We start from the raw sequence: 25,446 nt of genomic DNA, 5'->3' as shown, positions 1-25,446 counted from the left end.
GGCGGTCCGCCGACGGACCCGCTGGACGGACCACGGGACCGCGCCGGAGCGCTACGGGGTGTTCGGCGCGTCGGCCGTGGGCTTCGAGGAGACCAGGACGCCGATCTTGTCGATGCGGTGCTCGGGGTTGCCGCGGTCGTCGCGCCAGAAGTTGCCCGCGGCGTTGTCCTCGGGCGTCGCGCAGGTGGAAAGCGTGATCATCGCCTTGGTGGGCCTCTCCCCCGGCCGGCCCGGAACCGCGGCCCGCTGCTCGGTCAGGGAGCGCTCCGACCGGAAGGAGGTCTTCCTGGTCTCCGTGATCCGGTACTCGTGCACCACGCCGCCCGCCGTGACGAGGACCGGGTCGCCGGTGTCCAGGGACGGAAGGTCGCGCAGCGGCCCGCCCGCGGTGAGCCGGTGTGCCGTGACCAGGTAGTTCCCGATCTCGCCGGGGCCCACGCCGCCCTCGTCCCCGTACGGGCTGGCGGCGAGGCCCTCGTCCTGGATCCGCGTGCCGGCCCGGTCGTCGGTGGTGCCCTCGTACGGTACGACGCGCAGGTCCTCCAGGCCGATCTCCGGGATGGTGAGCAGGGCGGGCCGGGTGCGCGCATCGCCCTTCGAGGGCGACGGCTCGGGCGGCGGCTCGACGGCGACGGAGGGCAGGGCGGTCGAAGTCACGGTCCCGACCGCGGTCGGGGCCGTGACGGACACGGTGGTCGGGGCGGCCGGGGTGGTCTGCGCGTTCGCGGAGGAGACAGCGGCGGGCACGGCCGCCGGTCTGCCGTCGCCGCTCGCCGGGGCGGGCCCGGCGGAGCAACCGACCAGGGCTCCCACGACGGCTGCGAGCAGCGCGGGGACGGTTGGGTGGTGCGGCATGGCGTTCCAGATCGACGGGCCGGGCGGTCACGTCACGCGGCAGGGACGGAACCTGCGGGACAAACCGGCATCAATCTCGATTGTACGTTCCCATGACAGGGTTCCCGTGCGTGAGCCCGGCCGTCCGCAGGGCGCGGTGGCGTGCGGAAAGCGACGCGATCACTGCCCGCGCGGCAGGCCGTGCCGACGGCTTCCGCCTCGCCCCGGTCCTGCCGGGCTTCGAGGCCGGTGCGCCGGCCGGCGCACCGGCGAGCACGGTCGCCACGGCGCGTCGTCCACCACCCACCGCCTTCCCGCCCGGCACCGGGAGCGGGCCGGGCCGGTGGCGGGCGGTGGGCGCGGGAGATCGCGGCTCGGAGCTCGGCGTGGCGCGCCGACGGTCGGCCGTTACCCGGGAGTGGGGGCGCCGAGCATCGCCGATGCCGCCTCCAAGGAGGCGGGGGCGGCGGGGACCGGAGCGGGGGCCGGGTTGCACGTGAAGCCGAGACGGGTCAGCGCGCGGGTCATCTCCCCGGCGGTGAAGTCGCGGCGGTCCTGCCGCGTGATGACCTCACCGACCTGCTTCACGGGGTAGCGGCGGCGTCCGATGGTCACGGATTCGCCGGTGACGGCTTCGGGCCTGACGCCCTTCATCGACTGCCGGACCTCGTCCTTGACGAAGTCGAAGGGGAAACGGGCGATGACACAGCGCATGGTGCCTCACGTGTTCGGAGGGGAACCGCACGGCGGGCGGAGCCCCGTGCGGGTCGGGCTGGAGGCGGGCGGCGAGCCCCCTTCGGGGCGGCCCACCGCCGGCCGGGCCGGTGGTTACGCGGCCACGCCGGCGCGCCCGCGTCCGCGCCGGGCGCGGCCGCGGGAGGAGGAGGCCCCGCGCGGCCGGTCCACGACCGGCGCGGTGATGACGACGGGGACGCCGGGAGGGCTCTGGGCCCCGGTGATCCGGCTCAGCTCCGCCTCGCCGGACCGGACCTGGGTGGACTGCGGGGTGATGCCGGCGTCCGCCATCAGTCGGCTCACGGTACGGCGCTGGTTGGGCAGGACCAGCGTCACGACGCTGCCGGACTCGCCCGCCCGGGCGGTACGGCCGCCGCGGTGCAGGTAGTCCTTGTGGTCGGTGGGCGGGTCGACGTTCACGACGAGGTCGAGGTTGTCGACGTGGATGCCGCGTGCCGCGACGTTGGTCGCCACCAGCACCGTGACGTGCCCGGTCTTGAACTGGTTCAGCGTGCGGGTGCGCTGCGGCTGGGACTTGCCGCCGTGCAGCGCGGAGGCACGCACCCCGAGGGACAGCAGGTCCTTGGTCAGCCGGTCCACGGCGTGCTTGGTGTCCAGGAACATGATCACGCGGCCGTCGCGGGCGGCGATCTCGGTGGTCGTGGCGTGCTTGTCGGCGCCGTGCACGTGGAGCACGTGGTGCTCCATCGTCGTGACCGCCCCCTGGGACGGGTCGACGGAGTGGACCACCGGGTCGTGGAGGTAGCGGCGTACGAGCAGGTCGACGTTGCGGTCCAGGGTGGCGGAGAACAGCATCCGCTGGCCGTCCGGGCGCACCTGGTCGAGCAGTGCGGTGACCTGCGGCATGAAGCCCATGTCGGCCATCTGGTCCGCCTCGTCCAGGACGGTGACGCCGACCTGGTCCAGGCGGCAGGCGCCGCGGGCGATGAGGTCCTTGAGCCGGCCGGGGGTCGCCACGACGACCTCGGCGCCGGCGCGCAGCGCGCCCGCCTGGCGGCCGATCGGCATGCCGCCGACGACGGTGGTGAGCCGCAGGCGCATCGAGGCGGCGTAGGGGGTGAGCGCGTCGGTGACCTGCTGGGCCAGTTCCCGGGTGGGTACGAGGACGAGCGCCAACGGCTGCTTGGGCTCGGCGCGCTGTCCGGCCGTACGGGCGAGCAGGGCCAGGCCGAAGGCCAAGGTCTTGCCGGAGCCGGTGCGGCCGCGGCCCAGGACGTCCCGGCCGGCGAGCGAGTTCGGCAGCGTCGCCCCCTGGATCGGGAACGGCACGGTCACGCCCTGGGCACCGAGCGCCGCGAGCAGGGGCGCCGGCAGGTCCAGGTCGGCGAACGTCTCGGCGGGCGGGATCGCGGGGGTCAAGGTGACCGGCGGGGCGAACTCACCCGTCACTGCGGCCGTCCGGCGGCCGGGACCGCCGAAACGGCGCGAAGGGGCTGACCGGTGCTGGTCGCCGGAGCCGCCCCCGTAGGGGCGGGAGGAACGGGTGGAGCGGCGATTGTTCGAGCGGGATACGCGGTTCATGAAGAACCTTCCTCGATGCGGCGCGTATCCGGGAATTCCCAGCGGCGGGGCCGAGGGGGAATCGCAAGAACGGGCCGGAGAAAAGATGGGATCCGGACGGTGCGGAGAGAGCGCTGCGGGGGGCGGATACGCCCCGCACGGACAGGTCTCCCCGGGCTTCGGGGCCCGGGCGCCCGGTGAAAAGCAACGAGCTGGGGCCCGCACCCAAGGTGCGGGCCCCAGCTACGTGGTACGCGTCAGCGACGGCGTCAGGCCGGAACGATGTTCTCGGCCGTCGGGCCCTTCTGGCCCTGCGCGATGTCGAAGGACACCTTCTGGCCTTCCTGGAGCTCACGGAAGCCGGAGGCGGCGATGTTCGAGTAGTGGGCGAACACGTCGGCGCCGCCACCGTCCTGCTCGATGAAGCCGAAGCCCTTTTCCGCGTTGAACCACTTCACGGTGCCAGTAGCCATGTCATATCTCCTTACGGGGCAGTGCCCAGGGGCCCACACTGTGCGAGCCCCGAGTCGCCGCAATGATCGCCCCGTCCGGGAATGAAGACCGGCACACAAAAGCGCTCCCACCGGCACACAGGACGGAGGGGGCACTTGAAGTTTTTGGGAACCACAACTGCAACTGAAATAGACAGTAGCACGAAAAACGGGCGCAGGACAGGAAGACACTCGCCGGCCATTTCACGGGGTGGAATTTCTGTACGCGCCGAAACAGATATTCGCTGTCGGCGCGGAAAAGTGCCGTGCGGTGACGGGGGACGTGCGGCCGCCCGCCGGGTCCCGGCGCGCCCCTGCGGCGGGTCCGGCCCGGTCGCCGCCCTTCCCGCGCGAAGGCCGCGGGAAGGGCGGCCGGCGAACGGACGCCGCCGCCTCCGCGGTCGGCCCGGTGCGGCACACGTCCACCGCCTGCCGGGGGGCCGCTCGGCCGGCCGGCGGTGGAGCGCACCCTCGGAAAAAGAGGGCATCTGCAGTCACCGCTCCAGATATTCGTGTTCGCCCTGTGCCGGTACCGGCGGCCGTGCCCTACCGGGGCCGCGTGAGCACCGGCCCCGTCGGCCCGGTGCTCACGCGGCCCTCCGCAGTGACTCGACGGCCCGGGACGCGCTCGCCGCGCCGTGTCCCCGGTCGATCCGGTCCCGGAAGAGCGCGGGGAGGGGCGCGAGGAGAGCGGTGTCGATGCCCCGGGCCGTGGCGGCGGCGAGGACGTCGGCCGGCCCCACGGCGTTGGTGTCGAGGGGACCACGTCCGCACCGCGGCGAGGAGGGGGTACGGCGCAGGCGGTCGAGCCGGCCGCACAGGGCGGTCCGTGGCCTGCGCGTCCGAAGAAGGGGAGGGGGGTTCGTGCACGTCAGGTGTCGAAGAGGGCTGGTCGGCGCGGTGGGCGTGGCGGGCCGTGGGAGCGGGCCGCCGGACCAGGGCGTGGGCCCGGGCCGCCTCGGCGGCCGTGCCGGGCGCGCCGATCACGACGGCGTCGTCCGGTACCGGCTCCTTCCCCGCCTCCGGCACGTGGCGCGGGACGCGCCGCGGCAGAGCGGGGACGAACGGCGGCTGCCCGCGGTGTCCCCATCCCCCGCGCCCGGCGGGGAGGCGGCGCGTGCGCGCCCGGTGCGGCACGCCGCGGCGGCCCGCCGCCCCGGCATCCGGGGCTGTCGGGGGACGGGCGGGAAGCCCGCGGACCTACCGATCGCTTCCCCACGCGGTACGCAGTGGCCCGTAGTGAGCACGGGTTGAGCACGGATCGGGCAGTCAAGTGAGCACGTCTTCGCGGTGTACTACCCACGTCGGTTGATCGGGGTGCGCGTCTGAGGCCGCACACCCGTCGGCCGGCGAGCCGGGGCGAGAGCGCCCCGGCGGAATCGGGAACACGAAAAACGGGAGTCAGTGAACATGCGAAAGCATCGCGCGCGGTGGGGTCTGCCGAGGATCACGCGGAGCACGGAGTCGCCGGGCCGCCTCCGGAGGCTCGCGGTGGCCGCAGCGGGCCTCGCGCTCACGGTCGCGGGCACGGGGATGATGGCCGGAACGGCACAGGCCGACGGAGCGTTCACCCGGTACGCGAACATGAACTCGGACAAGTGCCTGGACGGCAACGCGGCCGGTGACGTGTACGCCAGCACCTGCCAGTCCTTCAACCCGTGGATGACGTGGGCCCAGCAGTACGACAGGGGCTGGTGGGTGCACGGTGCCACGGGACGCTGTCTGGACTCCGACAGGTACGGCAAGGTCTACACGAGCCCGTGCCAGACGGGCAACCAGCACCAGCAGTGGCAGCACATGGGGTCCAGCGTCTACATGAACCGGGCGACCGGCCTGTGCCTGGCGAACAGCCTGGGAAGCAGCGTGGTCTATGCCAAGGGCTGCGACATCCGCGACCCCAACCAGCGGTGGGAGGACCAGTGACGCCGAACGGCGTCCCCCACCGGGCGGGGCGACGGCCGGCGTCCGCACGACCGGTGCTCACGGGCCCGGCTCCCCGGGGGGCCGGTGGCTCGGCCGGGGGCCGGTGGAGTCCGGCCAGCCCGAGGTAGACGCGGGTGGCGGTCGTGATGGCGTCCAGGTCGTCGCGGGGAGGGCGGTGCGCACGACGGCCGCCGTGGGCCCGGCCACCACCGACCGGGCGGATATGTTCCGGTTCCGCGGGACGACGGTGCCGGCGGCGAGGAGGCCATCGGCTACGACGAGATCGCGGCGGCCGTCGGCAAGAGCCCGGCGGCCGTCCGCCAGATCGCGCACCGCGCCCGCCGGCACGTCAGCGCCCGGCGCCCCCGGAAGGCGGTCTCCCCGAGCGACGCCCGGGCGGTCGTGGAGTCGTTCCGGCGTGCTCTCGAAACCCGGGACCCCCAGGGCCTCCTGGACGTGCTCGCCCCCGACGTCGTCCTGGTGAGCGACGGCGGCGGCGTGAAGCGGACCGCGCTGCGGCCGGTCGTCGGCGCCGGGAAGCTGGTCCGCTTCTACCTCGGCGGCTCCGCCAAGACCGGCGCCACGATCACCTGCGAGCCGACCCTGGTCAACGGCAGTCCGGCACTGGTCCTGCACCTGGACGGTGAGATCGACGGTGTCATGGGGCTGCGGGTCGAGGAGGGCCGCATCACGGGCGTCTACTACGTCCGCAACCCGGAGAAGCTGACCCGCGTCGGGACCGAGACCCCGCTCACCCTGCGATGAGGAGGCCGGGGTGCCGGTCCCCCGCCCGCCCGGGGGGCCGCCCGGTGCCCGGTCTCCGCCGCCGTACCGGGCCGGGCGGCGGTGCGGGCGGGGCGGGAGAGGCCGGCACCCCCCGAGCTCGTCAACTTGGGTTGACAGTCGACCCTTGTCAACCTAGATTGACAAGCATGACCGAAGCGACCGATCTGGCCGCCCGCGCCGGCGACCGCGACCCCCGGGTGGGGCTGCGGGCCGTCGCCGCGCTGCGGCGGCTGTTGGAACAACTGGAGTCCGTCCAGGTACGCAGCGCCCGCGCACAGGGCTGGTCCTGGCAGGAGATCGCGGCCGAACTGGGCGTCAGCCGCCAGGCCGTGCACAAGAAGTACGGGAGGGCGTGAATGTTCGAGAGGTTCACGACGGCGGCGCGCTCGGCGGTGGTCGGAGCGCAGGCGGAGGCCACGAAGGCCGGTGCCGCCTGGGTCACGGAGGAACACCTGCTGCTGTCCCTGCTGGAGCAGGGCGCACTCGACCCCCTCGGGGTGGACCGGGCCGCCATCCGTGCGGGACTGGCCGCGGCCCGGCGCCGGGGCGGCCTGTCGAAGGCCGACGAGGAGGCCCTGGCAGGGCTGGGGATCGACCTGACCGAGGTGGTCTCCCGGGTCGAGCGGACCCACGGCGAGGGCGCCCTCGGCGCGTCCGCACCCCGCGCCCGCGGCTTCGCCGCGTCCCTGTTCGGCCGCCGGGAGCCGGGGCCGCGCTCCCACCGGCCGTTCACCGAGGGGGCCAAGCAGACCCTGGAACAGTCCCTGCGCATCGCCCTCGGCCGCAAGGACAAAGAGATCGGGGCCCGGCACCTGGTCCTGGCCCTCGCCGCCCGACCGGGCCCGGTCTCCGAGGTCCTGGCGGACCACGGCGTCACCTACGCCCACGCGGAACGCGGCCTGACCGCCTGACGGCCGACCGGTCCCGGCGGTCCGCCGCGGCCTCCCCCTGGGCACAGGCGTGACATCGCCGTGCGGGGCCCGCAGCGGGCGGCGCCGTCGGTACGGGCACGAGGGGGCCCGAGGGCGGCCCGGGAGTGCTCCCGCGCGCGCCGCGGCGAGCCGCCGGCCCGAAGGCGCGGTCCGTCCGCGCACACCCCACGCGCCCGGCTCCACCGCCCGCTCGACGCGGTGCCCCGACCGCCGCCCGGTGCCGGGCCACCCGGCGCCGGGGAAGGGCCCCCGCGGCGGGCACGACGCGTGCGCCTCCCGCGGGGCCGGGCCCCGCGGGAGGCGCACGCGGGGTTCCGGCCCGAGCCGGTGGGGCGGGGCGTATCGGAAGTGCGGTGCTCTGAGATCATGGTGCGATGGAACACGCTCGACAGATGATCAGTTCCGGGTCGCCGCTTGAGCCCCGCATCGGGTTTTCACGGGCAGTCCGCAAGGGGAAGCATGTCGCGGTCGCCGGTACCGCCCCCATCGGGGACGACGGAACGACGGTGGGGCAAGGCGATGTCCGTGCCCAAACCGTGAGGTGCCTGGAGATCGCCGAGGCCGCACTGAAGGAAGCCGGGGCGTCGCTGGAGGACGTCGTACGGACCCGCATCATGCTCACGGACGTGACGCGCTGGCGGGAGGCCGCGCAAGCGCACGGTGAGCGGTTCGCGTCGATCCGCCCGGCCTGCACCTTCGTTGAGGTCTCACGTTTCATCGACCCCGACTGGCTCGTCGAGGTAGAGCTCGACGCCATCCTCGACTGACCCGCGAAGGTGCTGGTCGCAACCGCTCGTCGACGGCTGTGCCCAGCACCTTCGCCACCGGCCCCGGCGGGGGGGACGGACGGCGCCGGGTCTCGCCCCGGGCGGGGTCCTCCGACCGGCAGGAGGAGCGGCCCTGGCCGGGGACGTCGCACGTCCCCTTCAGGACCCGCGCGGAGCGGGACGGCACGCGCCGAGGTCGTCGAGGCGCCCGCGGTGGTGCCCGCGGAAATCACCGGGCCGCCGAGGACGGCGGGGCGCGGACCGAGCGGTACGCGGAGGAGCCTTCGGCGGGCGCTCTCGACCCCGCACCGCGGCGGGAAGCGAATATCCGCTGGACAGCGCTGACGGCAACGGTGAGCGTGGGGGCATGCAGCAGGAGCAGATCTGGGACGCGGAGACCGCACGGGGTTACGACACACCAGGGTCCGGCATGTTCGCGCCGGAGGTCCTGGGGCCGACCGTGGAGCGACTCGCCCAGCTCGCCGGGGGTGGGGCAGCGCTTGAGTTCGCCATCGGGACCGGCCGGGTGGCCGTTCCGCTCGCGGAGCGGGGGGTCCCGGTGACCGGCATTGAATTGTCACCGCCGATGGTGGAGCAACTGCGCACCAAGGTGGACGAGACGACGATCCCGGTGGTCATCGGCGACATGGCGACCACCGTCGTACCCGGGGAGCACACCCTGGTCTACCTCGTCTACAACACGATCTCCAATCTGCTCACCCAGGCCGAGCAGGTCGAGTGTTTCCGCAACGCCGCTCGCCACCTCGTACCCGGTGGCCGGTTCGTGGTCGAGCTGTGGGTGCCCGAGCTGCGCAAGCTCCCCCCGGGCCAGACCGCCACCGTCTGGCACTCCGAGACCGGCTACATCGGTCTGGACACCTACGACGTCCTGCGGCAGCGCGTCGTGTCGCACCACTTCCGGTTCGACGAGACCCGGCAGGCGCGGCTGTCCCGCAGCCCCCACCGCTACGTCTGGCCGGCCGAACTCGACCTCATGGCCCAGTTGGCCGGGTTCGAGTTGGAGGCCAGGGACGCGGACTGGACCGGTGCCGAGTTCACCGCCGAGTCGCGTTCCCACGTCTCCGTGTACCGGATCCCGCAGACGCGGTAGCTTCCTTCGCGTCGGTGCCGCCCCGGAGGGCGGGCGGAACGCCCGGCCGGCCGTCCCCCATGGGCCCGGGGCGTCACGTGAGCCCGGAACTGCGGGGAAGCATCAACGCCGAGTCCGCGTGGAGCGTGATGCGCACCGGTACGAAGGCGGTGGCGTCCACCGGCGACTCGCCGGTGCCGGGGCTGCGGGCGTAGCGCGGATGGGCACCCCCGCTGATCTGCCAGCGCATGCGGTGGCCGACGCCGAAGCGGTGGGCGGTGGAGCTCATCGGCACGGTGGCCTGCGAGGGGGTCCGTCCGGTCGTCCGGAGCCGGCCGAGCCCGTCGCAGACGTTGACGGAGCGGCCGTCCGGGTCCACGTCGCACAGGCGGGTGAAGACGTCGGCGTGCCCGGTGTCCGTGGAGACGCTCAGCCGTGCGGAGACCGGGCCGAGGACGTCCACGGGCGCGGTCAGTGGAGGGGTGGTGAAGGTCAGGACGTCGGCCCGGGCTTCCAGGGCGCGGTTGTCGCGCGGACCGGCGCCGGCGGAGAGCAGGGGCCCGCCGAGGGACGGGGTGGGGTCGGCCGGGTCGTAGCGGAACGCCGTCACGGGTGTGGGGTCCGTGGGGGCCTGCTCGGTGAGGTGTCCGCCGGGGAGGGGGTACCAGGAGGAGGTGGCCGTGACCGGTGGCCAGTCGTCGAGGTCCCGCCAGGCGTTCTCGCCGCCGATGTGCGCGCGCACCGCGGTGGGACGCAGGCCGGAGGGGTCCGCGCACAGGTGGGCGCGGAGCCACGCGAGGCTCTCGGCGAACACCTCGGGCCATCCCTGTCGCAGGGCGGAGGCGTGGGTCCAGGGGCCGACGAGCAGGGCCGTCTCGCACCCGGCCCGACGCAGCCGGTGGTACTGCTCGAAGGTCTGGTCGACCAGTGCGTCGTGCCATCCGGTGATCAGGCTCGTGGGCACGCGGAACCGCTCCGCCGGCTCCGCCGGTGAGGCGCCGCGCCAGTACGCGTCCTCGGCGTCCGGGTGCGTCATCACGTCGTCCAGCCAGGGCACTTCGCCCCCGAGGGCGGACGCGTACGCTCCGCGCAGGGGCCGCGCGGTGGTGACGGCGCGCAGGCGGCGCCGCAGGCGCAGTGCCGCCCTCAGGAACGGCGCCGGGCCCCGGTGCTGGTAGGTCATGCCCACGCCGACGGCGAGGGCGTTCTCCAGGCGCAGCGCACCGTCCGCGTGGAACAGGGCGTAGGGGTCGTGCAGGCCCACCTGCACCACCATCGCCTTCAGTTCCGGCGGCGGATCCGCGGCGAGGGCCCCTTGCACGTAGCCCAGGTAGCTGGGACCGACGGTCCCCAGTGTTCCGTTGAACCACGGTTGCCCGCGCAGCCAGGACACCGTGGCCCGGCCGTCGGCGGTCTCGTTGCGCCACAGGTCGAACGCGCCGCCCGACCCGCCGGTGCCGCGGCAGCTCTGCAGGACCACGTGGAACCCCTGTTCGGCGAAGAGCAGGCCGTACATGGGGGACCACGGCAGACCCCGGCCGTAGGGCGAGCGGACCAGGAGGGTGGGGAAAACGCCCTCCGCGCGCGGGAAGTAGTGGTCGGTGATCAGCGGGCTGCCGTCGGCGGCCGGCACCACCAGCCCGGGCTCCCATCCGACCTCGTGCCGTTTCGCCGGGAGTCCTCGCCAGGTCGCCCTCATCATCCGCGAGGACAGCGGCGGCCTTCCGGCGGGTGGCGCTCCGGCCGCGGTACCGGGCGTGCGTGGCGACATCTTCCCCTCCTATATTCCGTACGTTGTACGAGAATACGGCATGCTTGGATGGCCTCCGCAGGAGCCGCCTCGACCACCAGGGGAAGGAGCGCGAGACCGTGCCCCACGACGGAGGGTCCGGCGCCGCGGGCGTCGACCCCGAACAGCTCTGGCTGCGTCCCGCCGAGCCCCGCAGGGGCCGCAGACCCTCCTTCAGCCGTGAGGTGATCACGGCGGCGGCCGTCGCCCTCGCGGACGCGGAGGGACTCGAAGCGGTCACCATGCGGCGGGTGGCCGCCGAGGTCGGGGCCGGGGTCATGTCGCTCTACAGCTACGCTCCCGACAAGGAGACGCTGCTGGAGCTGATGGTCGACCACGTCAGCGGCGAGCTGTCGGTCACGGACGCGCCCACCGGCGACTGGCGCGCCGACCTCAAGGCCATCGCCCACCTCCAGCGCGCCCACATGCTGCGCCACCCCTGGTTGCCCGCCGTCCTGTCCACCCGTCGCGTTCCGGGGCCCAACACGCTGGCCTTCCTGGAACGCGCGCTCGCCGCGCTGCGTCCCACCGGGCTGGACGGCGCGGCGAAGCTGGAGGTGTTCGCCCAGCTCACCGCGTTCGTGGCCGGACACGTCACCCACGAGATCGCGCAGGCAGCGGCCTCACGGTCCTCGGAACGGGCCGCAGCCGAGGCGCGCTACCTGGCCGCGGTCGCCGCGGACGGCCGTCACCCGGAACTCGCCGAGGCGCTTTCCGCTCCCGGCCGTTCCCTCGCCCCCGAAGCCACGTTCACCCGGTTCCTCAACCGCCTGGTCGACGGCCTCGACGCCGACTGATCCCGCCCTCCCCCGTCACCGCGTCCGTCCTCACCGGTGGCCGGCGCCTCCCGGACCGGGGCCGACCGCGGGCGTGATCGGTGGGGAGCGGCTTGCTCGCGCGGTCGACACCCGTCGACGGGTGCTGTCCGAAACCGCGTGGTTCCCGTCCCGTTCACGTCATTCGCGCGGAACGACCTGCGACCTCCCGAGGTCCGTTCCTACTATGGGCGATCGGCGACGGACGAGGAAGACGCGGACCTTTCGGTTCGCCGGGAAGGGAAGGCGATGCGCCCCTGCGGGCAGTTGCGCGCCCCTCGGGCGGACCGCGGAGCGGCAAGCCCGTCCCCGCGCTTCGGGCGCGATGTTCAACTGTGCTGCTCGCCGGCCCCGCCGACGGCGGGTGCTCCTCTAAGGTACCGCCACGCGCGCTTGCCATGATCGTGACGTTCGGGGAGTGCCCCGCGTCGGTCCGGCATCCGGCGCCCCATCCGCCACACCTCGTCCCCGCGAAGGGACGGGCCCCGCCGCCCGCCCTGCCCTCAGACAGCCCACCTGCCCATCCAGCCCCGCCTCGCTCGACACACGAGGCCGCGGGCCGGAGCGCTACGGACGGAAACGGATCGCATGACCACGCAACAGACCATCTCACTCCTCGTCGGCCTCGCCGCCATGGTGCTCCTGGCACGGCTGCTCGGAGCACTGGCCCGACGCCTGGGCCAACCGGCGGTGATCGGCGAGGTGCTCGCCGGCATCGCGCTGGGGCCGACCCTCTTCCACGGGGCGATATCCGACGTCCTCTTACCCGACACCATACGGCCCCTGCTCGGCGCCCTGGCCGCGGTCGGTGTCGCCGTCTTCATGTTCATCGTCGGGCTGGAGTGGGACGCGGCCCTGATCCGGGGGAGCGGGGCCATCGCCCCCAGCGTCTCGCTCAGTTCCATCCTGCTGCCCTTCGGCCTCGGCGCGGCCCTGGCCCTCTACCTGATGGAAGACCACGGCACCGGTGACAGGACGGCGTTCATGCTCTTCATGGGCATCGCCATGTCGATCACCGCGTTCCCGGTGCTGGCCAGGATCCTCACCGACAGGGGCATGGCCCGCACTCCCCTGGGTGTGGTGGCCCTGGCCTGCGCCTCCATCGACGACGTCCTCGCCTGGTTCCTGCTCGCCGCCGTGGTCGCCCTCAGCGGTTCGGCCGGCGCCGACGAGTGGCGGATCCTGCTCGCCGTCCCGTACCTGCTGGGCATGATGTTCCTGCTGCGTCCCGCGCTGCGCCGGATGGCGGAGCGCCGGGCCTCGCTCCGGCTCACCCCGACCGTCTTCGCCTGCATCCTCGCCGGCCTGCTGCTGTCCGCCGCCGCCACCGAGTGGCTGGGCCTGCACTACATCTTCGGCGCGTTCCTCTTCGGCGTCGTCCTCCCGCGCTCCGGCACCGAGCAGCTCCGCCGCGACGTGCACGACCGCCTCGGCCAGATGAGCGGCACGCTGCTCCTGCCCGTGTTCTTCCTCGTCGCCGGCCTTCGGGTCGACCTCTCCGGGCTCGACGCGGGCGGGCTCGGGGACCTCGGCCTCATCCTGCTGGTGGCCGTGGGCGGAAAGTTCATCGGCGCGTTCGCCGCCGCCCGTCTGAACCGGATGCCGGTGCGGCAGTCAGCCGCGCTGGCCACCCTGATGAACACCCGCGGCCTCACCGAACTCATCGTCCTGAACGTGGGCCTGCAACTGGGCTTCCTCCAGCAGGAGCTCTACTCGCTCATGGTCGTCATGGCCGTGGTGACGACCGCGATGGCAGGCCCCCTGCTGACCTGGCTCCTGGGGCGGCCCACCGGCGACGACCTCGTCGACACCGGCACCGACGCGCCCCCCGGGGCCGCCAAGGCCACCACCGCGCCCGAACGCACGGCAGGTCCCACCGCGTAGCCGCACCGACCACGCGCGCCGTCGGCACCGGCGCGCCGATCACGGCGGGGACCCCCGCGCGGCACGGCCCCCGGCGGGCTCCGCACGGGGGTCCCCGTCTCCCACCGCCGAGCGTCCACGTGGCACCGCGGGTTCACCCGGCCCTCCGCCGGGGGGCCTGCCGGCCGGGGCGGCGAGGCAGCCCGCCGGCCCCGCGGCCCGGCTCCGGACCACCGGCTGCGAGCCGGTCCCCGTGGCTCCGGTACGGGGAGGGGGTCAGGCGGGCGGCCGGACGGCCTCGGCGACCTGCTCGTTGATCTTCCCGAAGGGGACGTGGACGCTCGGCGTGGTCCTTGAGGTGCTCGCCAGGTGGCTCGCCTGGTCGTCGAAGAAGATGTGCGGCTTGAGGACCTTCATGATCTCGCCCTTGTCGATGCCGCCGAGGAAGAACGCGTCGTTCACCGTCAGCCCCCACCGCTTCAGGCTCATCGCCGCCCGTTCGTGCGCGGGCGCGTTGCGCGCGGTGACGAGCGACACGTGGAGGCGGATCCGGTAGTCGGGGTCCTTCCGGCGCTTTTCCTCCTCCCGCCGCTGAATGCGGTTGATGTTGGCGAGGAAGTCCTTCAGCGGTCCCGCATCGTGCGGGACGGCGGCGTTCAGCACCTCGTGGGCCCGGAATCCCTCGATGCCCCCCGTCTGGTAGACCCGCTCCGACTCGTCGGTGGCGAGGACGCCGTCGAAGTCGAAGGAGACGCGCAGGTCGCGGTCGTCGACGTCGTCCTCGTAGGGCCCTCCCAGGACGTGGCCCGCGGGAAGTCCCGCCGCGACGGCCTCGCGTACGTCGCCGGCGTTCGCCGACAGGAACAGCGACATGTTGAGGGCCGGCATGAACGCGTGGGGCGAGCGGCCCTGCATGAAGACGGCCCGGCTGATCGGCAGCTCGTGGGCCTGTATGGAGCGCATGACGCGAAGCCCGGTGTCGGGGTCGTTCCGGGAGAGGACGATGACCTCGACCAAGGGGTCGTCTTCCTCGCCCAGGTCGTTCAGCGACAGCAGCCGGCGGATGAACGGGAACGCGACTCCGGGGCGGAGCGTGTCGTCACGGTGTTCTTCCTGGTAGGCGCGGTAGCTGTCCTCGCCCTGCTCCCGGAAGACGGCGTCCGACTCCGCGAGGTCGAAAAGCGCGCTGGAGGCGATACCGATGACCAGCCGGTTCTCAAGGTCGTAGGCGGCCACGGCAACCCCTTTGTCCAGTCCGTTCCCTTGACCCCCGATCATCTCATCGTCACACCGGCCCGGTCGGGTTCGGGCGTCCGGTGGTGCCGCCGTCGAACGCCGGGGGGCCGGCCGGGTGCCGAGGGGGTCCAGCGGTGGTCAGGGACGGAGGCCGGCGTCCAGCATGCGGATCAACTCGCCGACCCGTCCGCCGCCGGCCGGTGCCGCCGGAAAGCGTTCGAGCACGTCGACGACGACCGGGGTCGCGCGACGCACCGCGTGCTCGACGTGTTCGGCGCCGACGGCCCGGTCGTCGCCGGCGAGCAGCTCGGCCGCTCTGGCCGCGTGGGCGCCCGCGCCGAGGATGTGCTTGACCTGGGTGGCCTTGGCCAACGGGTGCAAGTAGGCCGCGCCCGCCGCGGACATCGCCGCCCACGCTGCCTCGCGCGCGGCCGCCGTGTCCGCGCCCTTGGCCGCCCTGAGCGCCGCCCACGCCGTGTCGCGCAGGGATTTCCCCCGCTCACCGCCCCGGGCGAACTCCCAGGCGGCACCGATCGCGTCCCGCGGCCGCGAGTCGTCCGGCTGATCGGCCTCGAACACCTCGAGTACCGCCTCCGCGCACGCCGCGGCGAACGCGGTGACCTCGCGGAGGTCCTGCTTGCTCAGAACGACCTCGCCCGCTTCCCCTGTCATGGTCCCATCTTCGACCACCGCGCCAGACGACGAGGCGGCAGGGCGTACGGGTGTTCCCCCTCGTGTCGTCCGGCCGCGGAGCCCGGGCGGGTGCGTCCAGGACGCTGACGGAGGCCCTCCGCGGCTGCCGCGCCCCAGGCCCGTGCGGTACGCGGCACCCGCGCCGGCCCGCGGCGATCGGCACAGGGCCCGTGGAGGCCCGGATGGTTCGCGTACGCGCGGGGCCACGTGGAGAACCCGCTGCCGCGCCCCGCGCGGCCGGCGTCGGAGCCGCGCGGACCGCCCCGACCCCGCGTCTCGCCCGTGGCGCCCCGAGGGGCGGGAAGGGGGCCGGTCCCCCGGACGGCCGGCGGCTCTCGTGTGCCGCTTCCCCCGGTGCGGCGTGCCGCGCCGCCGGCCGTCACCGAAGATTCTGCGCGCCCCGCGCACAGGGGGCGAAGCCTTTCGGTCAGCGCCGAAGCGCCTGACGTGAAGGGGTCTGGCCGTGCCGGGGGCGCGACGGGAGAGTGGCCTCTTCGACGAGCGAGCGAGGAGGGCCTCGGTGCTGCGCATCCACCTCACGAGGGAGGACCTGGCCAAGACCCGCGTGGCGACCACCTGGGGACCGTTGGGCGAGACGTTCTTCAGCCTGATGACCCTGCAGCGGCACGACCCGCCGCCCGCGTTCGCGGGCTGGCACCGGCGGACCCACGGCATTCCCGCCGCCCGCCACCCCGCCGCGGCGCTCTTCCGGGACGAGGTCCTGGACCTGTTCACGCTCACCGGGCGCGCGGCCTCCCTGGAGGAGGGCATGGAAGCCCTGCGGGCGGCGCATCCGCGCCACGTGGAAGCCGAGATCGTCGGCGCGGGGGAGAGCCACGCCCGCTACTTCCCGCACGCACCCGCCTGGTCCGGCGCCGACTGGGGGGATCCCGCACACGACAGGGCCGACCGGCAGAGCCTGCTGGACTTCATCGACGCCTACCACCGGGCCGCGGTGCTTCCCCACTGGCCGCGCGTCCTCGCGCGCCTACAGGCCGAACAGACCAGCTACGCCCGGATCCTCGCCGAGCACGGGGTGGAGGCGATGCTCTCCGCGCTGCCTCCGGGGTTCCGCTGGCGCCCGCCCGTCCTGGAGGTCGGGCGTGGCAAGTCGGTCGGGGAGTCCCGGCCCGCCGGCCGCGGCCTGACCCTGGTGCCCTCCGTCTTCTGCCAGACGAGGCTCGTCTCCAACTTCGTCAGCGCTGTCAACCCCCAGGCACCCGTGCTGCTGTTCTTCCCCGTCGTGCGCACCATCGCCGACGCCGCGGCCGTGCTGACGCCCAGGGGGACCGCCGAACTGAGGGCGCTGGAGTCGCTCCTCGGCCGTACCCGCGCCCGCGCCCTCGACGCCATCGGCCAAGGCCCCTGCACCACCGGCCGGCTCGCCCAACGGCTCTCCGTGTCCCCTGCCTCCGCCAGCGAACACGCGACCGTGCTGCGGAAGGCCGGTTTGATCACCACCACCCGGCACGGCAGCGCCGTCCTCCACAGCCTCACCCCCCTCGGCACCACACTGCTCAACGGCACCCCGTCGTCCGCCGGCAGCGCGTAGAGCGGCACCGCCCGCTGCCCGTCGAGGCCCTGGCCGTGCCGTGGGGACCAGCCGGCGGCCCGTGCCCGGTACCGGAGGAAGGCGGGATCCTCCCGGGGCGGGCTCCGCGGGCGCGGCGTCTCCGGCCCCTTCCCCGCGCGGTCGGCGCAGGTCTCCCGCGGCGCGGGCGGCCGGAGCCGCCGGGCCCGCCGTACGACCGTACAACCGGGCAGCAGCCGCAACCGTACGGTGGCAGGCGGCCCCGGTCGAGGCCCGGCGCGGCCCACCGGACTCGTCCCGGACCCGGACGGGCCCTCGTCGCGGCCGGTGCGGGAGCGCTGGACGCGGTGCCGGAGTGGAGGGCCCGGTCCGGTACGAGGCGGTCCGGCAAGATGGGGAGGCAGACGGCCCCTGCCCGGAGCGGCACGAGGAGAAGATCGCCCGCCATGACCGACAAGTCCCCTCCGTTCGACGAGCTCGACCGGAAGATCGTCGCGATCCTGATCGAGAACGCCCGGGCGAGTTTCGCCGAGATCGGCGCGGTCGTCGGCCTGTCGGCCACCGCCGTCAAACGCCGGGTGGACCGGCTGCGGAAGACCGACGTGATCACGGGCTTCAGGGCCACGGTCCGCCCCGCCGCGCTCGGCTGGCGCACGGAGGCGTACATCGAGGTGTACTGCGACAGCGCGGCACCGCCCAGGCGCATCGCGGAGGTGGCGCGCAAGTACCCGGAGATCGCGGCGGCCATGACGGTGACCGGGGCCGCAGACGCGCTCCTGCACGTCAGGGCCACCGACGTGGAGCACTTCGAGGAGGTGCTGGAGCGGATCCGCAGCGAGCCCTTCATCCGCAAGACAATCAGCTACATGGTGCTGTCCCACCTGCTGCCGGAGAGCCCGGAAGCGGGGGCCAGCGAGTCCGCGCCGGTCGCCGTCCCCGACGGCACAACGGGTGACGCAACGAACCTGCCCTGAACCGCCGGTCCACGCAGCATTCCTGCGTATGCGCGCAGTTTCCCTTTCTTGTCGGATGCATCGGCCCCTTCCTACGGTGGGAGGACCCCCGATCGTCGCCGCAGGAAGCGGAGGAGCTCCCCGTGCCCGTAGGACGTGCCCCGCTCGGCCGCGGCCGAAGTCGCAGGCGCTATCTGATGTGCGAGCCCCGCTACTTCGAGGTGCGCTACGCCATCAACCCGTGGATGGACACGGACACGCCGGTCGATCGCGCGCTCGCCCGTGAGCAGTGGGGGAACCTGGTCCAGACCTACCGCGACCACGGCCACACGGTCGAGACGGTGGCTCCGGTGGAGGGCCTGCCCGACATGGTGTTCGCGGCCAACGCGGCCCTCGTCGTGGACGGTCGGGTCTTCGGCTCGTCCTTCCGCGCGCCCGAGCGGCGGCAGGAGTCGGCCGCGTACGCGACCTGGTTCAAGGCGGCCGGTTACGACGTCCACACCCCCCGGTCGGTCTGCGAGGGCGAGGGCGATCTCGTCCCGGCCGGCCGGTTCGTGCTCGCCGGCGCCGGCTTCCGCACGCAACGGGCCGCCCACCGCGAGGTGCAGGAGTTCTTCGGCAGGCCCGTGATCAGCCTCGACCTGGTCGATCCCCGCTTCTACCACCTGGACACCGCGCTGTTCTTCCTCGGCGAGGAGGACGGTGAGGGCGACGGGACGGGCGCGGGCGACGTCGCGTACTACCCGGCGGCGTTCTCCCCGGGCAGCCGCGAGGTCCTCCGGCGGCTGTACCCGCGCGCGCTGATCGCCACCGAGGAGGACGCCCTGGCGTTCGGCCTCAACTCCGTGTCCGACGGCCGCCACGTCTTCGTCGCCCCGCAGGCCCACCACCTCGTCGACCAGCTCGCCCACCGTGGATACGTCCCCGTCCCCGTCGACCTCTCGGAGTTCCACAAGGCCGGCGGGGGCATCAAGTGCTGCACTCAGGAGATCCGCTGATGACCAGCCCCACCACCTTCCCCGCGTCCGGGTCCGCCTCCGGGACACGTTCGTCGGCGCAGCTGATCCGCGCCGAGGCCCCGGTAGTGGCGCACAACTACCACCCGCTGCCCGTAGTCGTCGCCCGGGCGGAGGGCACCTGGGTCGAGGACGTCGAGGGCCGCCGCTACCTCGACATGCTGGCCGGCTACTCGGCCCTCAACTTCGGGCACCGCCATCCCGCGATCGTCGAAGCCGCGCACCGCCAGCTCGACGAAGTCACCCTCACCTCGCGCGCCTTCCACAACGACCGGCTGGCCGGCTTCGCCGAGCGCCTGGCCGAGCTGACCGGCCTCGACATGGTGTTGCCGATGAACACCGGCGCCGAGGCCGTGGAGAGCGCCGTCAAGGTGGCCCGCAAATGGGCGTACGAGGTCAAGGGCGTCGCACCGGGCCGGGCGACCGTCGTCGTCGCCGACGGCAACTTCCACGGCCGCACCACGACGATCGTGAGCTTCTCCACGGACGAGGCGGCCCGTGCGGGGTTCGGGCCCTTCACCCCCGGCTTCCGTGCCGTCCCGTACAACGACCTCGCCGCGCTGGAAGCGGCCGTGGACGAGACGACGGCGGCCGTGCTGATCGAACCCATCCAGGGTGAGGCCGGCGTCGTCATCCCCGACGAGGGCTACCTCACCGGCGTCCGCGAACTGACCCGGCGCCTGGGGTGCCTCTTCATCGCCGACGAGATCCAGTCGGGCCTCGGGCGCACGGGCCGCACGCTGGCCGTCGACCACGAATCGGTGGTGCCGGACGTCCTGCTCCTGGGCAAGGCCCTGGGCGGCGGCATCGTCCCGGTCTCCGCGGTGGTCGCCCACCGCGACGTGCTCTCCGTGCTCCGGCCCGGTGACCACGGTTCGACGTTCGGTGGCAACCCGCTGTCGGCCGCGGTCGGTTCGGCGGTCCTCGACCTGCTGGCCACCGGCGAGTTCCAGCGGCGGGCCGCCGAGCTGGGCGACGTACTGGACCGCGGCCTGGCCGCGCTCACCGGCACGGGCGTCATCGCCTACCGGGCCCGCGGCCTCTGGGCGGGCGTGGACATCGACCCCGCGATCGGCACGGGACGGCAGATCAGCGAGCGCCTCCTCGCCGAAGGCGTGCTGGTCAAGGACACCCACGGGTCCACGCTCCGGCTGGCGCCGCCGCTGACCATCACGGAGGAGGAACTCCACACCGCGCTCGAAGCCCTGAGGAAGGTCCTGGCGTAGGGGCCCGTCCCGGGTCGGGCGGTGTCCACGCCGTACGGGCACCCGGCGGTACGGGTGATCCGGCGGTCGGCGGTGAGCCGTCCGGCCCGCCCCGGGTGCGGGTGGAGTTCCTCGCACCGGGCGGCACCGCCCCGAAGGGGCCCACCGGCGGCTCGGACCGAGTACCCGCCCCGGACGCCGGTGCCGGCGCCCGTCCCGGAACCGGCGCGTCGGGGCCGAGCGCCGTCCACCGCTTCCGCCCGGACCGCGGGCAGGAGGCGTTCGTACGGCGGGACTCTGTCTCTCCCGGGCGTGTTCGGGTTCAATGTGGTGGGTCCGGTCGCGTCCGAAGGGGGCAGAGCGTGAGTGGAGCGTCGTCGAACGGGCTTCCTCCGGTTCCCGCGGATCCGCCGCCCCCACCACCGGCCCCGGTACCGGGCCCACCGGTTCCGCCCGGCCCGGCTCCGTCCCCCGCGCCCGCCCCGCCGCCCAGGCGCACACTCGGTGAGGTCGCGGCGCTGATCTCCGCCCTCGCGGCCGTCGCCGGTGTCCTCCTCGGCTTCTTCGGCCTCCCGACGGTGGTCAACTCGCCCACCGCGCGCACCCTGACGGCCACCGTGACGACCACGGCGACGGTCACGGTGACGGCGCCCGCCCCGGACCCGGACCCGTCCCCGTCCGGCTCCGGCTCCGGCTCCGGCGAGGACGGCGCGGCGAAGCCGTCGAGTCCGGCGCCCTTGCCCTCGGGTGCCGTGCCGCTCACCGACCTCTCCCCCATCCGCGGCGGCGACGCGTTCCACATCCAGTCGGTGACCATGGGGGCGAAGTCCTACGAGCACGCCATGGCGTTGACCTACCCCTGCGACAGCACGTCCATCGAGTACAGCATCAACGAGCGGTACAGGTCGCTCACCTTCACCGTCGGGCTGGACGACAACGGCACGGCCGAGCTGATCAAGGTGATGGTGTACGGCGACGACCGGGTCAGGAAGACCGTGGGCACGGAGATCAACCGGCCGCAGACCGTGACCGTGGACATGACCGGGGTCGTCAAACTCCGCATCAGCTCCACCGGCGAGTGCGACAACAGCGGAATCGTCCTCGCCCTGGCCGACGCCACGCTCCACTCGTGATCCCGCTCGTCCCGCCGCGGAAGTGCCCGAGGGGACGACCACCGGGGCCGGACCGGCCGGGTGCTTCCTTCCCCCGGCCCGGCGGCGTTCCGGTGGGTCCGGCGGACGGTGGCATCCGCTGACACCGCCCAGCCGGTGCCGCCACCGGCACCGGCTGCCAGGACCGCGGCGGGGAGCCGTTCCGGGGTGCCGCCGACGGCCCCCGTCCTCGGCCGGGTGCAGGGGGGCCGCCGGTTGCCGTACGTCCGGGCCCTGTTCCGCGGTCGGCGAGCGCGGCGGGCCGGGCTGCGTCGCGGCCGAGCCGCCTCACCTCGTAGGGTCGGTCTCCGGTCAGGTGTCGCGTGCCGTGGTCACCGCCGGTCGAGGGCGGTAGCGACCTGGTCCATGACGCGCCGCCAGTGAGCCCGTCGCCGTTCGCGCTCTTCAGCGCTTGCCAGGTGCTCCTGGTGGAAGCGGAGCATCGTCCGGGCTCCGTCGCCTGCGGGGGCGAGGGCGACCTGGACCGTGGTGGCGCCGTGGGTGACGCGGATGCGGTCCGCGGGGCGGTAGCCGCGCACCTCGCCCGGCACTCCTCCGGCCGTCCGGTAGGGGGTGCCGCGTTCCGGGGCGAGGACCGTGCCCGGGCCGAGCCGGAGGGCGGTGCCTTCGGGGCTGCTGATGAAGTCCCAGACGATGGCCACGGGATGGGGCAGGGTACGGGACACGCCGATCTGCCAGCCGGCGTCCTTGGTGAGCCCTGTGGGCACGACGGTCACCCTTCCTCGGCGTGGCGGGCGCGCAGCGCCCTGACCTTGTGGCGGTTGCCGCAGTGCTCCATGGAGCACCAGCGGCGGCGGCCGGGGCGTGAGGTGTCGACGTAGACGAGGTGGCAGTCCTCGGCGGCGCAGGTGCGGATGCGGTGCGCGAAGGGGCCGGTCAGCAGCTCGACGGCATCCCGGGCGACGGTGGCCGCCAGGTGCGTTCCAGTGGGGGTTCCGGCCCACTGTCGCTCCCCGGTCGGCGTGATGGCGGGGGCCATGGCCGGACGGGCGGCTGCCGCATTGACGGCCTCCAGGTCGCGGGGCGGGTGAGGCTCGCCGCGCGTGTGGGCCGTGATCACCCGGAAGAGCGCGTCGCGCAGCCCCCGCATGTCGGCCACTTCCGCTTCGGAGATGTCCAGTGCGGGCGTCGGAGTCAGCCGCGACCGGTCCGCCCAGGCAGCCAGGTCGGCGGGCCCGTGCAGGACCTCGTACCGGCGGTAGGGACCGGGGCCGCCGGTGGTCAGCAGTTCCAGGCACAGCGCGCCGGGGTCGAACCGGTAGGCGACGCCGGTGTGGGAGTGCAGCGTCAGCCCCTTGGTTGCCGAGGAGTCCATGTAACCAATATAACTGGTTACATGGCACTGAGTTGGAAGCTGGTCATCGACAGCACGAACGCACCCGTCCTCGCGGACTTCTGGGCCGCGGCCCTGGAGTACGAGGTGGAAGACCCCAGCGCTCTCGTCGAGCAACTGTTGGCCGCCGGACAGATCGGCGAGGAGGCGGTCACCGAGCATCGCGGCCGCAAGACCTTCCGCGGCCATGCCGCGATCCGCCACCCCGAGGACCCGTTCGACGAGACCAGCGGCATCGGCCGCGGTCGACGGCTGCTCTTCCAGGACGTACCCGAGGGCAAGAGGGGCAAGAACCGCCTGCACCTCGACGTCCACAGCGAACCCGGCGGCCTCGACACGCTCTTGGCCAGGCTGGAAGCCCTGGGGGCGATCCGCGTCCGGGAGGTGGACAAAGGGCCGGCCGGGCACTGGTGGATCATGCAGGATCCGGAGGGCAACGAGTTCTGCGTGGCGTAAGCCCGGTCCCGGTCCACTGCGGAGCATTGGTTCTCCGGCATCGCGGACGGGTCCCGTACGCCGCTCGGGAAGCCGATCCGGCCGTACCGTGCGGTGTAGGCCGCGGGGCCTCCGACCCTGGCGCCGCGCGGGGGGCCGGGCACCGCGAGCGCCTGGGATCCGCCGCGGAGAGCCACTCGCCACTTCGCGGCGGCTTCGGGGGAACAGGGCCGTCTGCGGCAGGTGGACCCGCCGCGCCCCGGTCCGGGAGGAGAACCGCGCCACCGGACATCGGCCGACGACGCACTGAACCGGCGGAGGAGGGGGCCGGCGGTCACGGCCGGTCCCGCCAGGACGTCCCGTGGACCTCCGCGAGGCCCACCGCGCACTCGGGGAACGGCGCGGGTGTGCCCGTGGCCCGGCCCTGGGACGTGGGGGTGCCGGGCCACGGGGGCCGCGGGTCAGTACCCGTAGATCATCTTGTAGGCGACCTCGGGCAGGAACTGGCCGGCCGTGGAGCCGGCTCCGACGCCGCAGTTGCCGTCCGACTCTCCGGGGACCTTGATCCACAGGAGCATCTCGGCGCCCCCACCCAGCTGGGTGGGGGTGCCGATGCGGCGGCCCGAGGGGTTGCACCACTGCCCGTTGGAGCCGTTGCCGTTGCGGCTGGTGTCGACGACGAACGGCTTGGTGTAGCCGTAGCGGGCGGCCAGTTCGCTGTTGACGGCGTTGCCGTAGGCGGTGTTCTGGGCGGTGGTGAAGTAGTTGGAGACGTTGAGGGAGAAGCCGTGGGCCTGGCGGAGGCCGGCTTCGTGGAGGCGCTGGGCCATCGTCGCCGCGTCCGTCCAGCCCGGGTTGCCGGCGTCCATGTAGACCCAGGTGTTGGGGGCCTGGCGGTTGAACTCGGCGAGGGCGCCGCTGAGCATGCCCTGGCGTTCGCGGATCTGGGTCTGGTTCATGCAGCCGTAGTCCGCGAGGGAGTCCGGTTCGAGGATGACGACGGCCGGGCGGTTGGCGATCCCGCCGGCGAACTGGGCGATCCAGCTCGCGTACGCGGACGGGGAGGTGGCTCCGCCGGCGGAGTGCCCGCCGCAGTAGTCGCGGTGGTAGATGTTGTAGGCGACCAGGACGGGCAGCTTGTCCTGGCGGTCCGCCGCCCCGACGTACGCACCCGTGGCGGTGCCGATGGTGCCGCTCCAGGAGCCGAACCAGCGGGCCGTCGGCGTGTTGGCGATCGAGGCGTTGATGGCGGCGGCCCGGCCGTCACCGGGGTTGGCGGCCACCCACCTCTTCGCGCTGGAGTCGGGGTCCACGTAGAACCCGCTGGTCATGGTGGTCGGGTCGGCCGCATGGGCGGACGGCGCGACGGCGAGCGCCAGCGGCAGGGCGAAGAGCGCTGCGGCCAAGGCGCGAATTCTGCGACGCATGACTGAACCTCGTTTTCCTGGTGGGGGTGCGTCGCACGCTCTCGTCCCGAGCGGGCGGCGCGCTGAGGAAGGAACTGTTCTGGGCGGGGCGGGTGAGGAAGATATCGATCTGGCCGAGCCGGTAGAAGGTCCTGTTGCTGGGGCGGTAGGCCAGGGACGACGCCCAGATTCCCCTGACGTAGCCGCGGGCGCCGTTCAGGTCGTACTTGGCGCCGAAGTCGAGCACCGGCACCGAATGGCCGGCGATCTCCCAGTTCACCAGGTCGTACGACCGCAGGACGGGCGCGCCCGGCGAGTAGTGCATCGTCGAGGCCGAAGCGTAATAGGTGTCACCGACACGGATCACGTCGATGTCCGCGAAGTCCTGCCAGACCACCGGATTCGTGAAGCTCCCGGCCGCCGCGGAGACAGGCCCCCGACCAGGAACACCCGCGGCACGAGAGGCACCCGCCAACGGAAGGACCACCCCCGCGGCCAGACCGGCACCGGCCGCCAACGTGCGACGACACATGAGGGGTTGATGAAGCCATGACATCTCCATGCGGGGGGTTCTCCTTGGCTTCGTCGACGCGGAGAGCTCCAGTTAGTTCGAAATGCCGAACTCAGATCGATTTGCCGAGCATCCTGGATGATAGGGGGCCGACACACCCCGTCAACCCCTCTCGCAAGATTCGCCTGCCTTACCGAAACATTCGTGAAGCTCTGATGCCGAGTCACCGCAGGCCATTGCCCAAAAATCGGGGCGCGCTGCCTTTGTGCTCATGCCGATCACGCGACAGAGCCGAGCGCTCCTGCGGTATTGACACGATCGGGCACCCCTCTAGGATCCGTGGGACTCCCGATTTTCCGAAGGACATACGAAACTTTCGGACGTCTTCTCTTTTCCCTGCGTGTCGAAG

General features: G+C 73.3%; 24 protein-coding genes and 2 pseudogenes. 14 read left to right on the top strand and 12 right to left on the bottom strand.

The window, feature by feature from the left end; translation table 11 throughout:
- Positions 1 to 51 precede the first annotated feature (51 nt).
- From AC07D6_RS26135 to AC07D6_RS26115, 5 genes are all read right to left on the bottom strand, one after another.
- Positions 52 to 855: a class E sortase gene (locus tag AC07D6_RS26135; RefSeq protein WP_479048206.1), complete on the bottom strand. Its 804-nt coding sequence runs from the start codon at positions 853 to 855 to the stop codon at positions 52 to 54.
- Between the two features lie 387 nt (positions 856 to 1,242).
- A complete protein-coding gene (locus AC07D6_RS26130; RefSeq protein WP_315880605.1) occupies positions 1,243 to 1,548 on the bottom strand; it encodes an SCO5918 family protein in 306 nt (101 codons plus the stop codon).
- Between the two features lie 114 nt (positions 1,549 to 1,662).
- A complete protein-coding gene (locus AC07D6_RS26125; protein ID WP_479048203.1) occupies positions 1,663 to 3,111 on the bottom strand; it encodes a DEAD/DEAH box helicase in 1,449 nt (482 codons plus the stop codon).
- 248 nt (positions 3,112 to 3,359) lie between these two features.
- Entirely contained in the window at positions 3,360 to 3,563 is a 204-nt protein-coding gene (locus AC07D6_RS26120) for a cold-shock protein (RefSeq protein ID WP_315880603.1), read from the bottom strand.
- A 605-nt stretch (positions 3,564 to 4,168) separates the two neighbouring features.
- Positions 4,169 to 4,381 carry an imine reductase family protein gene (locus tag AC07D6_RS26115; protein ID WP_479048271.1) on the bottom strand — a complete coding sequence of 71 codons (213 nt, stop codon included), beginning with the start codon at positions 4,379 to 4,381 and terminating at the stop codon, positions 4,169 to 4,171.
- Positions 4,382 to 5,072: 691 nt separating this feature from the next.
- Between AC07D6_RS26115 and AC07D6_RS26110 the strand changes: the two genes are divergently transcribed.
- From AC07D6_RS26110 to AC07D6_RS26085, 6 genes and pseudogenes are all read left to right on the top strand, one after another.
- Positions 5,073 to 5,504 carry an RICIN domain-containing protein gene (locus AC07D6_RS26110; protein WP_315880602.1) on the top strand — a complete coding sequence of 144 codons (432 nt, stop codon included), beginning with the start codon at positions 5,073 to 5,075 and terminating at the stop codon, positions 5,502 to 5,504.
- A gap of 267 nt (positions 5,505 to 5,771) precedes the next feature.
- Positions 5,772 to 6,269 (top strand): annotated as a pseudogene (locus AC07D6_RS26105) (sigma-70 family RNA polymerase sigma factor family protein); the annotation flags it as partial.
- A 167-nt stretch (positions 6,270 to 6,436) separates the two neighbouring features.
- Positions 6,437 to 6,646, top strand: a complete 210-nt coding sequence (locus AC07D6_RS26100; RefSeq protein WP_315880595.1) for a sigma factor-like helix-turn-helix DNA-binding protein — start codon at positions 6,437 to 6,439, stop codon at positions 6,644 to 6,646.
- Positions 6,647 to 7,201 carry a Clp protease N-terminal domain-containing protein gene (locus tag AC07D6_RS26095; protein WP_479048199.1) on the top strand — a complete coding sequence of 185 codons (555 nt, stop codon included), beginning with the start codon at positions 6,647 to 6,649 and terminating at the stop codon, positions 7,199 to 7,201.
- A gap of 413 nt (positions 7,202 to 7,614) precedes the next feature.
- A complete protein-coding gene (locus AC07D6_RS26090; RefSeq protein ID WP_479048196.1) occupies positions 7,615 to 7,989 on the top strand; it encodes a RidA family protein in 375 nt (124 codons plus the stop codon).
- A gap of 367 nt (positions 7,990 to 8,356) precedes the next feature.
- Positions 8,357 to 9,100 (top strand): class I SAM-dependent DNA methyltransferase, encoded by a 744-nt coding sequence (locus AC07D6_RS26085; protein ID WP_479048194.1) that lies wholly within the window; start codon positions 8,357 to 8,359, stop codon positions 9,098 to 9,100.
- A 73-nt stretch (positions 9,101 to 9,173) separates the two neighbouring features.
- Here the strand turns inward: AC07D6_RS26085 and AC07D6_RS26080 are convergent, their stop codons facing one another.
- Positions 9,174 to 10,778 carry a CocE/NonD family hydrolase gene (locus tag AC07D6_RS26080; protein ID WP_479048268.1) on the bottom strand — a complete coding sequence of 535 codons (1,605 nt, stop codon included), beginning with the start codon at positions 10,776 to 10,778 and terminating at the stop codon, positions 9,174 to 9,176.
- 170 nt (positions 10,779 to 10,948) lie between these two features.
- Here AC07D6_RS26080 and AC07D6_RS26075 point away from each other — a divergent pair, with 170 nt between their 5' ends.
- Positions 10,949 to 11,665 carry a TetR/AcrR family transcriptional regulator C-terminal domain-containing protein gene (locus AC07D6_RS26075; RefSeq protein WP_479048191.1) on the top strand — a complete coding sequence of 239 codons (717 nt, stop codon included), beginning with the start codon at positions 10,949 to 10,951 and terminating at the stop codon, positions 11,663 to 11,665.
- Between the two features lie 606 nt (positions 11,666 to 12,271).
- On the top strand, positions 12,272 to 13,567 hold the full coding sequence (locus AC07D6_RS26070; protein WP_315880590.1) for a cation:proton antiporter domain-containing protein: 1,296 nt from the start codon (positions 12,272 to 12,274) through the stop codon (positions 13,565 to 13,567).
- A 255-nt stretch (positions 13,568 to 13,822) separates the two neighbouring features.
- On the opposite strand, the gene AC07D6_RS26065 is transcribed toward AC07D6_RS26070, so the two are convergent.
- Together AC07D6_RS26065 and AC07D6_RS26060 are read right to left on the bottom strand one after the other, a co-directional pair.
- Positions 13,823 to 14,782, bottom strand: coding sequence for a 5'-nucleotidase (locus AC07D6_RS26065; RefSeq protein WP_479048188.1), 960 nt, complete (start codon positions 14,780 to 14,782; stop codon positions 13,823 to 13,825).
- 138 nt (positions 14,783 to 14,920) lie between these two features.
- The gene (locus AC07D6_RS26060; RefSeq protein WP_315880588.1) at positions 14,921 to 15,454 is read right to left on the bottom strand and encodes a putative immunity protein; all 534 of its coding nucleotides are present in this window, start codon (positions 15,452 to 15,454) and stop codon (positions 14,921 to 14,923) included.
- 541 nt (positions 15,455 to 15,995) lie between these two features.
- Between AC07D6_RS26060 and AC07D6_RS26055 the strand changes: the two genes are divergently transcribed.
- From AC07D6_RS26055 to AC07D6_RS26035, 5 genes are all read left to right on the top strand, one after another.
- The gene (locus AC07D6_RS26055) at positions 15,996 to 17,027 is read left to right on the top strand and encodes an ArsR/SmtB family transcription factor (protein WP_479048186.1); all 1,032 of its coding nucleotides are present in this window, start codon (positions 15,996 to 15,998) and stop codon (positions 17,025 to 17,027) included.
- A gap of 425 nt (positions 17,028 to 17,452) precedes the next feature.
- A complete protein-coding gene (locus tag AC07D6_RS26050) occupies positions 17,453 to 17,980 on the top strand; it encodes an Lrp/AsnC family transcriptional regulator (RefSeq protein ID WP_479048184.1) in 528 nt (175 codons plus the stop codon).
- Positions 17,981 to 18,156: 176 nt separating this feature from the next.
- Positions 18,157 to 18,957, top strand: coding sequence for a dimethylargininase (gene ddaH / locus AC07D6_RS26045; protein WP_315880585.1), 801 nt, complete (start codon positions 18,157 to 18,159; stop codon positions 18,955 to 18,957).
- Positions 18,957 to 20,201, top strand: a complete 1,245-nt coding sequence (gene rocD / locus AC07D6_RS26040; RefSeq protein ID WP_315880584.1) for an ornithine--oxo-acid transaminase — start codon at positions 18,957 to 18,959, stop codon at positions 20,199 to 20,201. The genes ddaH and rocD overlap by 1 nt, the downstream gene beginning before the upstream one ends.
- 341 nt (positions 20,202 to 20,542) lie before the next feature.
- Positions 20,543 to 21,313 carry an NPCBM/NEW2 domain-containing protein gene (locus AC07D6_RS26035; RefSeq protein WP_479048181.1) on the top strand — a complete coding sequence of 257 codons (771 nt, stop codon included), beginning with the start codon at positions 20,543 to 20,545 and terminating at the stop codon, positions 21,311 to 21,313.
- Positions 21,314 to 21,663: 350 nt separating this feature from the next.
- Here the strand turns inward: AC07D6_RS26035 and AC07D6_RS26030 are convergent, their stop codons facing one another.
- The gene (locus AC07D6_RS26030) at positions 21,664 to 22,059 is read right to left on the bottom strand and encodes an SRPBCC family protein (RefSeq protein WP_479048179.1); all 396 of its coding nucleotides are present in this window, start codon (positions 22,057 to 22,059) and stop codon (positions 21,664 to 21,666) included.
- 5 nt (positions 22,060 to 22,064) lie between these two features.
- Complete coding sequence (locus AC07D6_RS26025; RefSeq protein WP_315880581.1) at positions 22,065 to 22,667, bottom strand: CGNR zinc finger domain-containing protein; 603 nt, start codon at positions 22,665 to 22,667, stop codon at positions 22,065 to 22,067.
- A gap of 21 nt (positions 22,668 to 22,688) precedes the next feature.
- Between AC07D6_RS26025 and AC07D6_RS26020 the strand changes: the two genes are divergently transcribed.
- A complete protein-coding gene (locus AC07D6_RS26020; protein WP_315880580.1) occupies positions 22,689 to 23,141 on the top strand; it encodes a VOC family protein in 453 nt (150 codons plus the stop codon).
- Between the two features lie 440 nt (positions 23,142 to 23,581).
- Here AC07D6_RS26020 and AC07D6_RS26015 read toward each other — a convergent pair whose 3' ends face one another.
- Complete coding sequence (locus AC07D6_RS26015; protein ID WP_479048175.1) at positions 23,582 to 24,547, bottom strand: glycoside hydrolase family 6 protein; 966 nt, start codon at positions 24,545 to 24,547, stop codon at positions 23,582 to 23,584.
- A 91-nt stretch (positions 24,548 to 24,638) separates the two neighbouring features.
- A pseudogene (locus AC07D6_RS26010) lies at positions 24,639 to 25,088 on the bottom strand (family 43 glycosylhydrolase); the annotation flags it as partial.
- Positions 25,089 to 25,446 lie beyond the last annotated feature (358 nt).

Source organism: Streptomyces sp. NPDC045287 (genome assembly GCF_056432325.1).
This window is presented reverse-complemented; position numbering and strand designations above follow the sequence as displayed.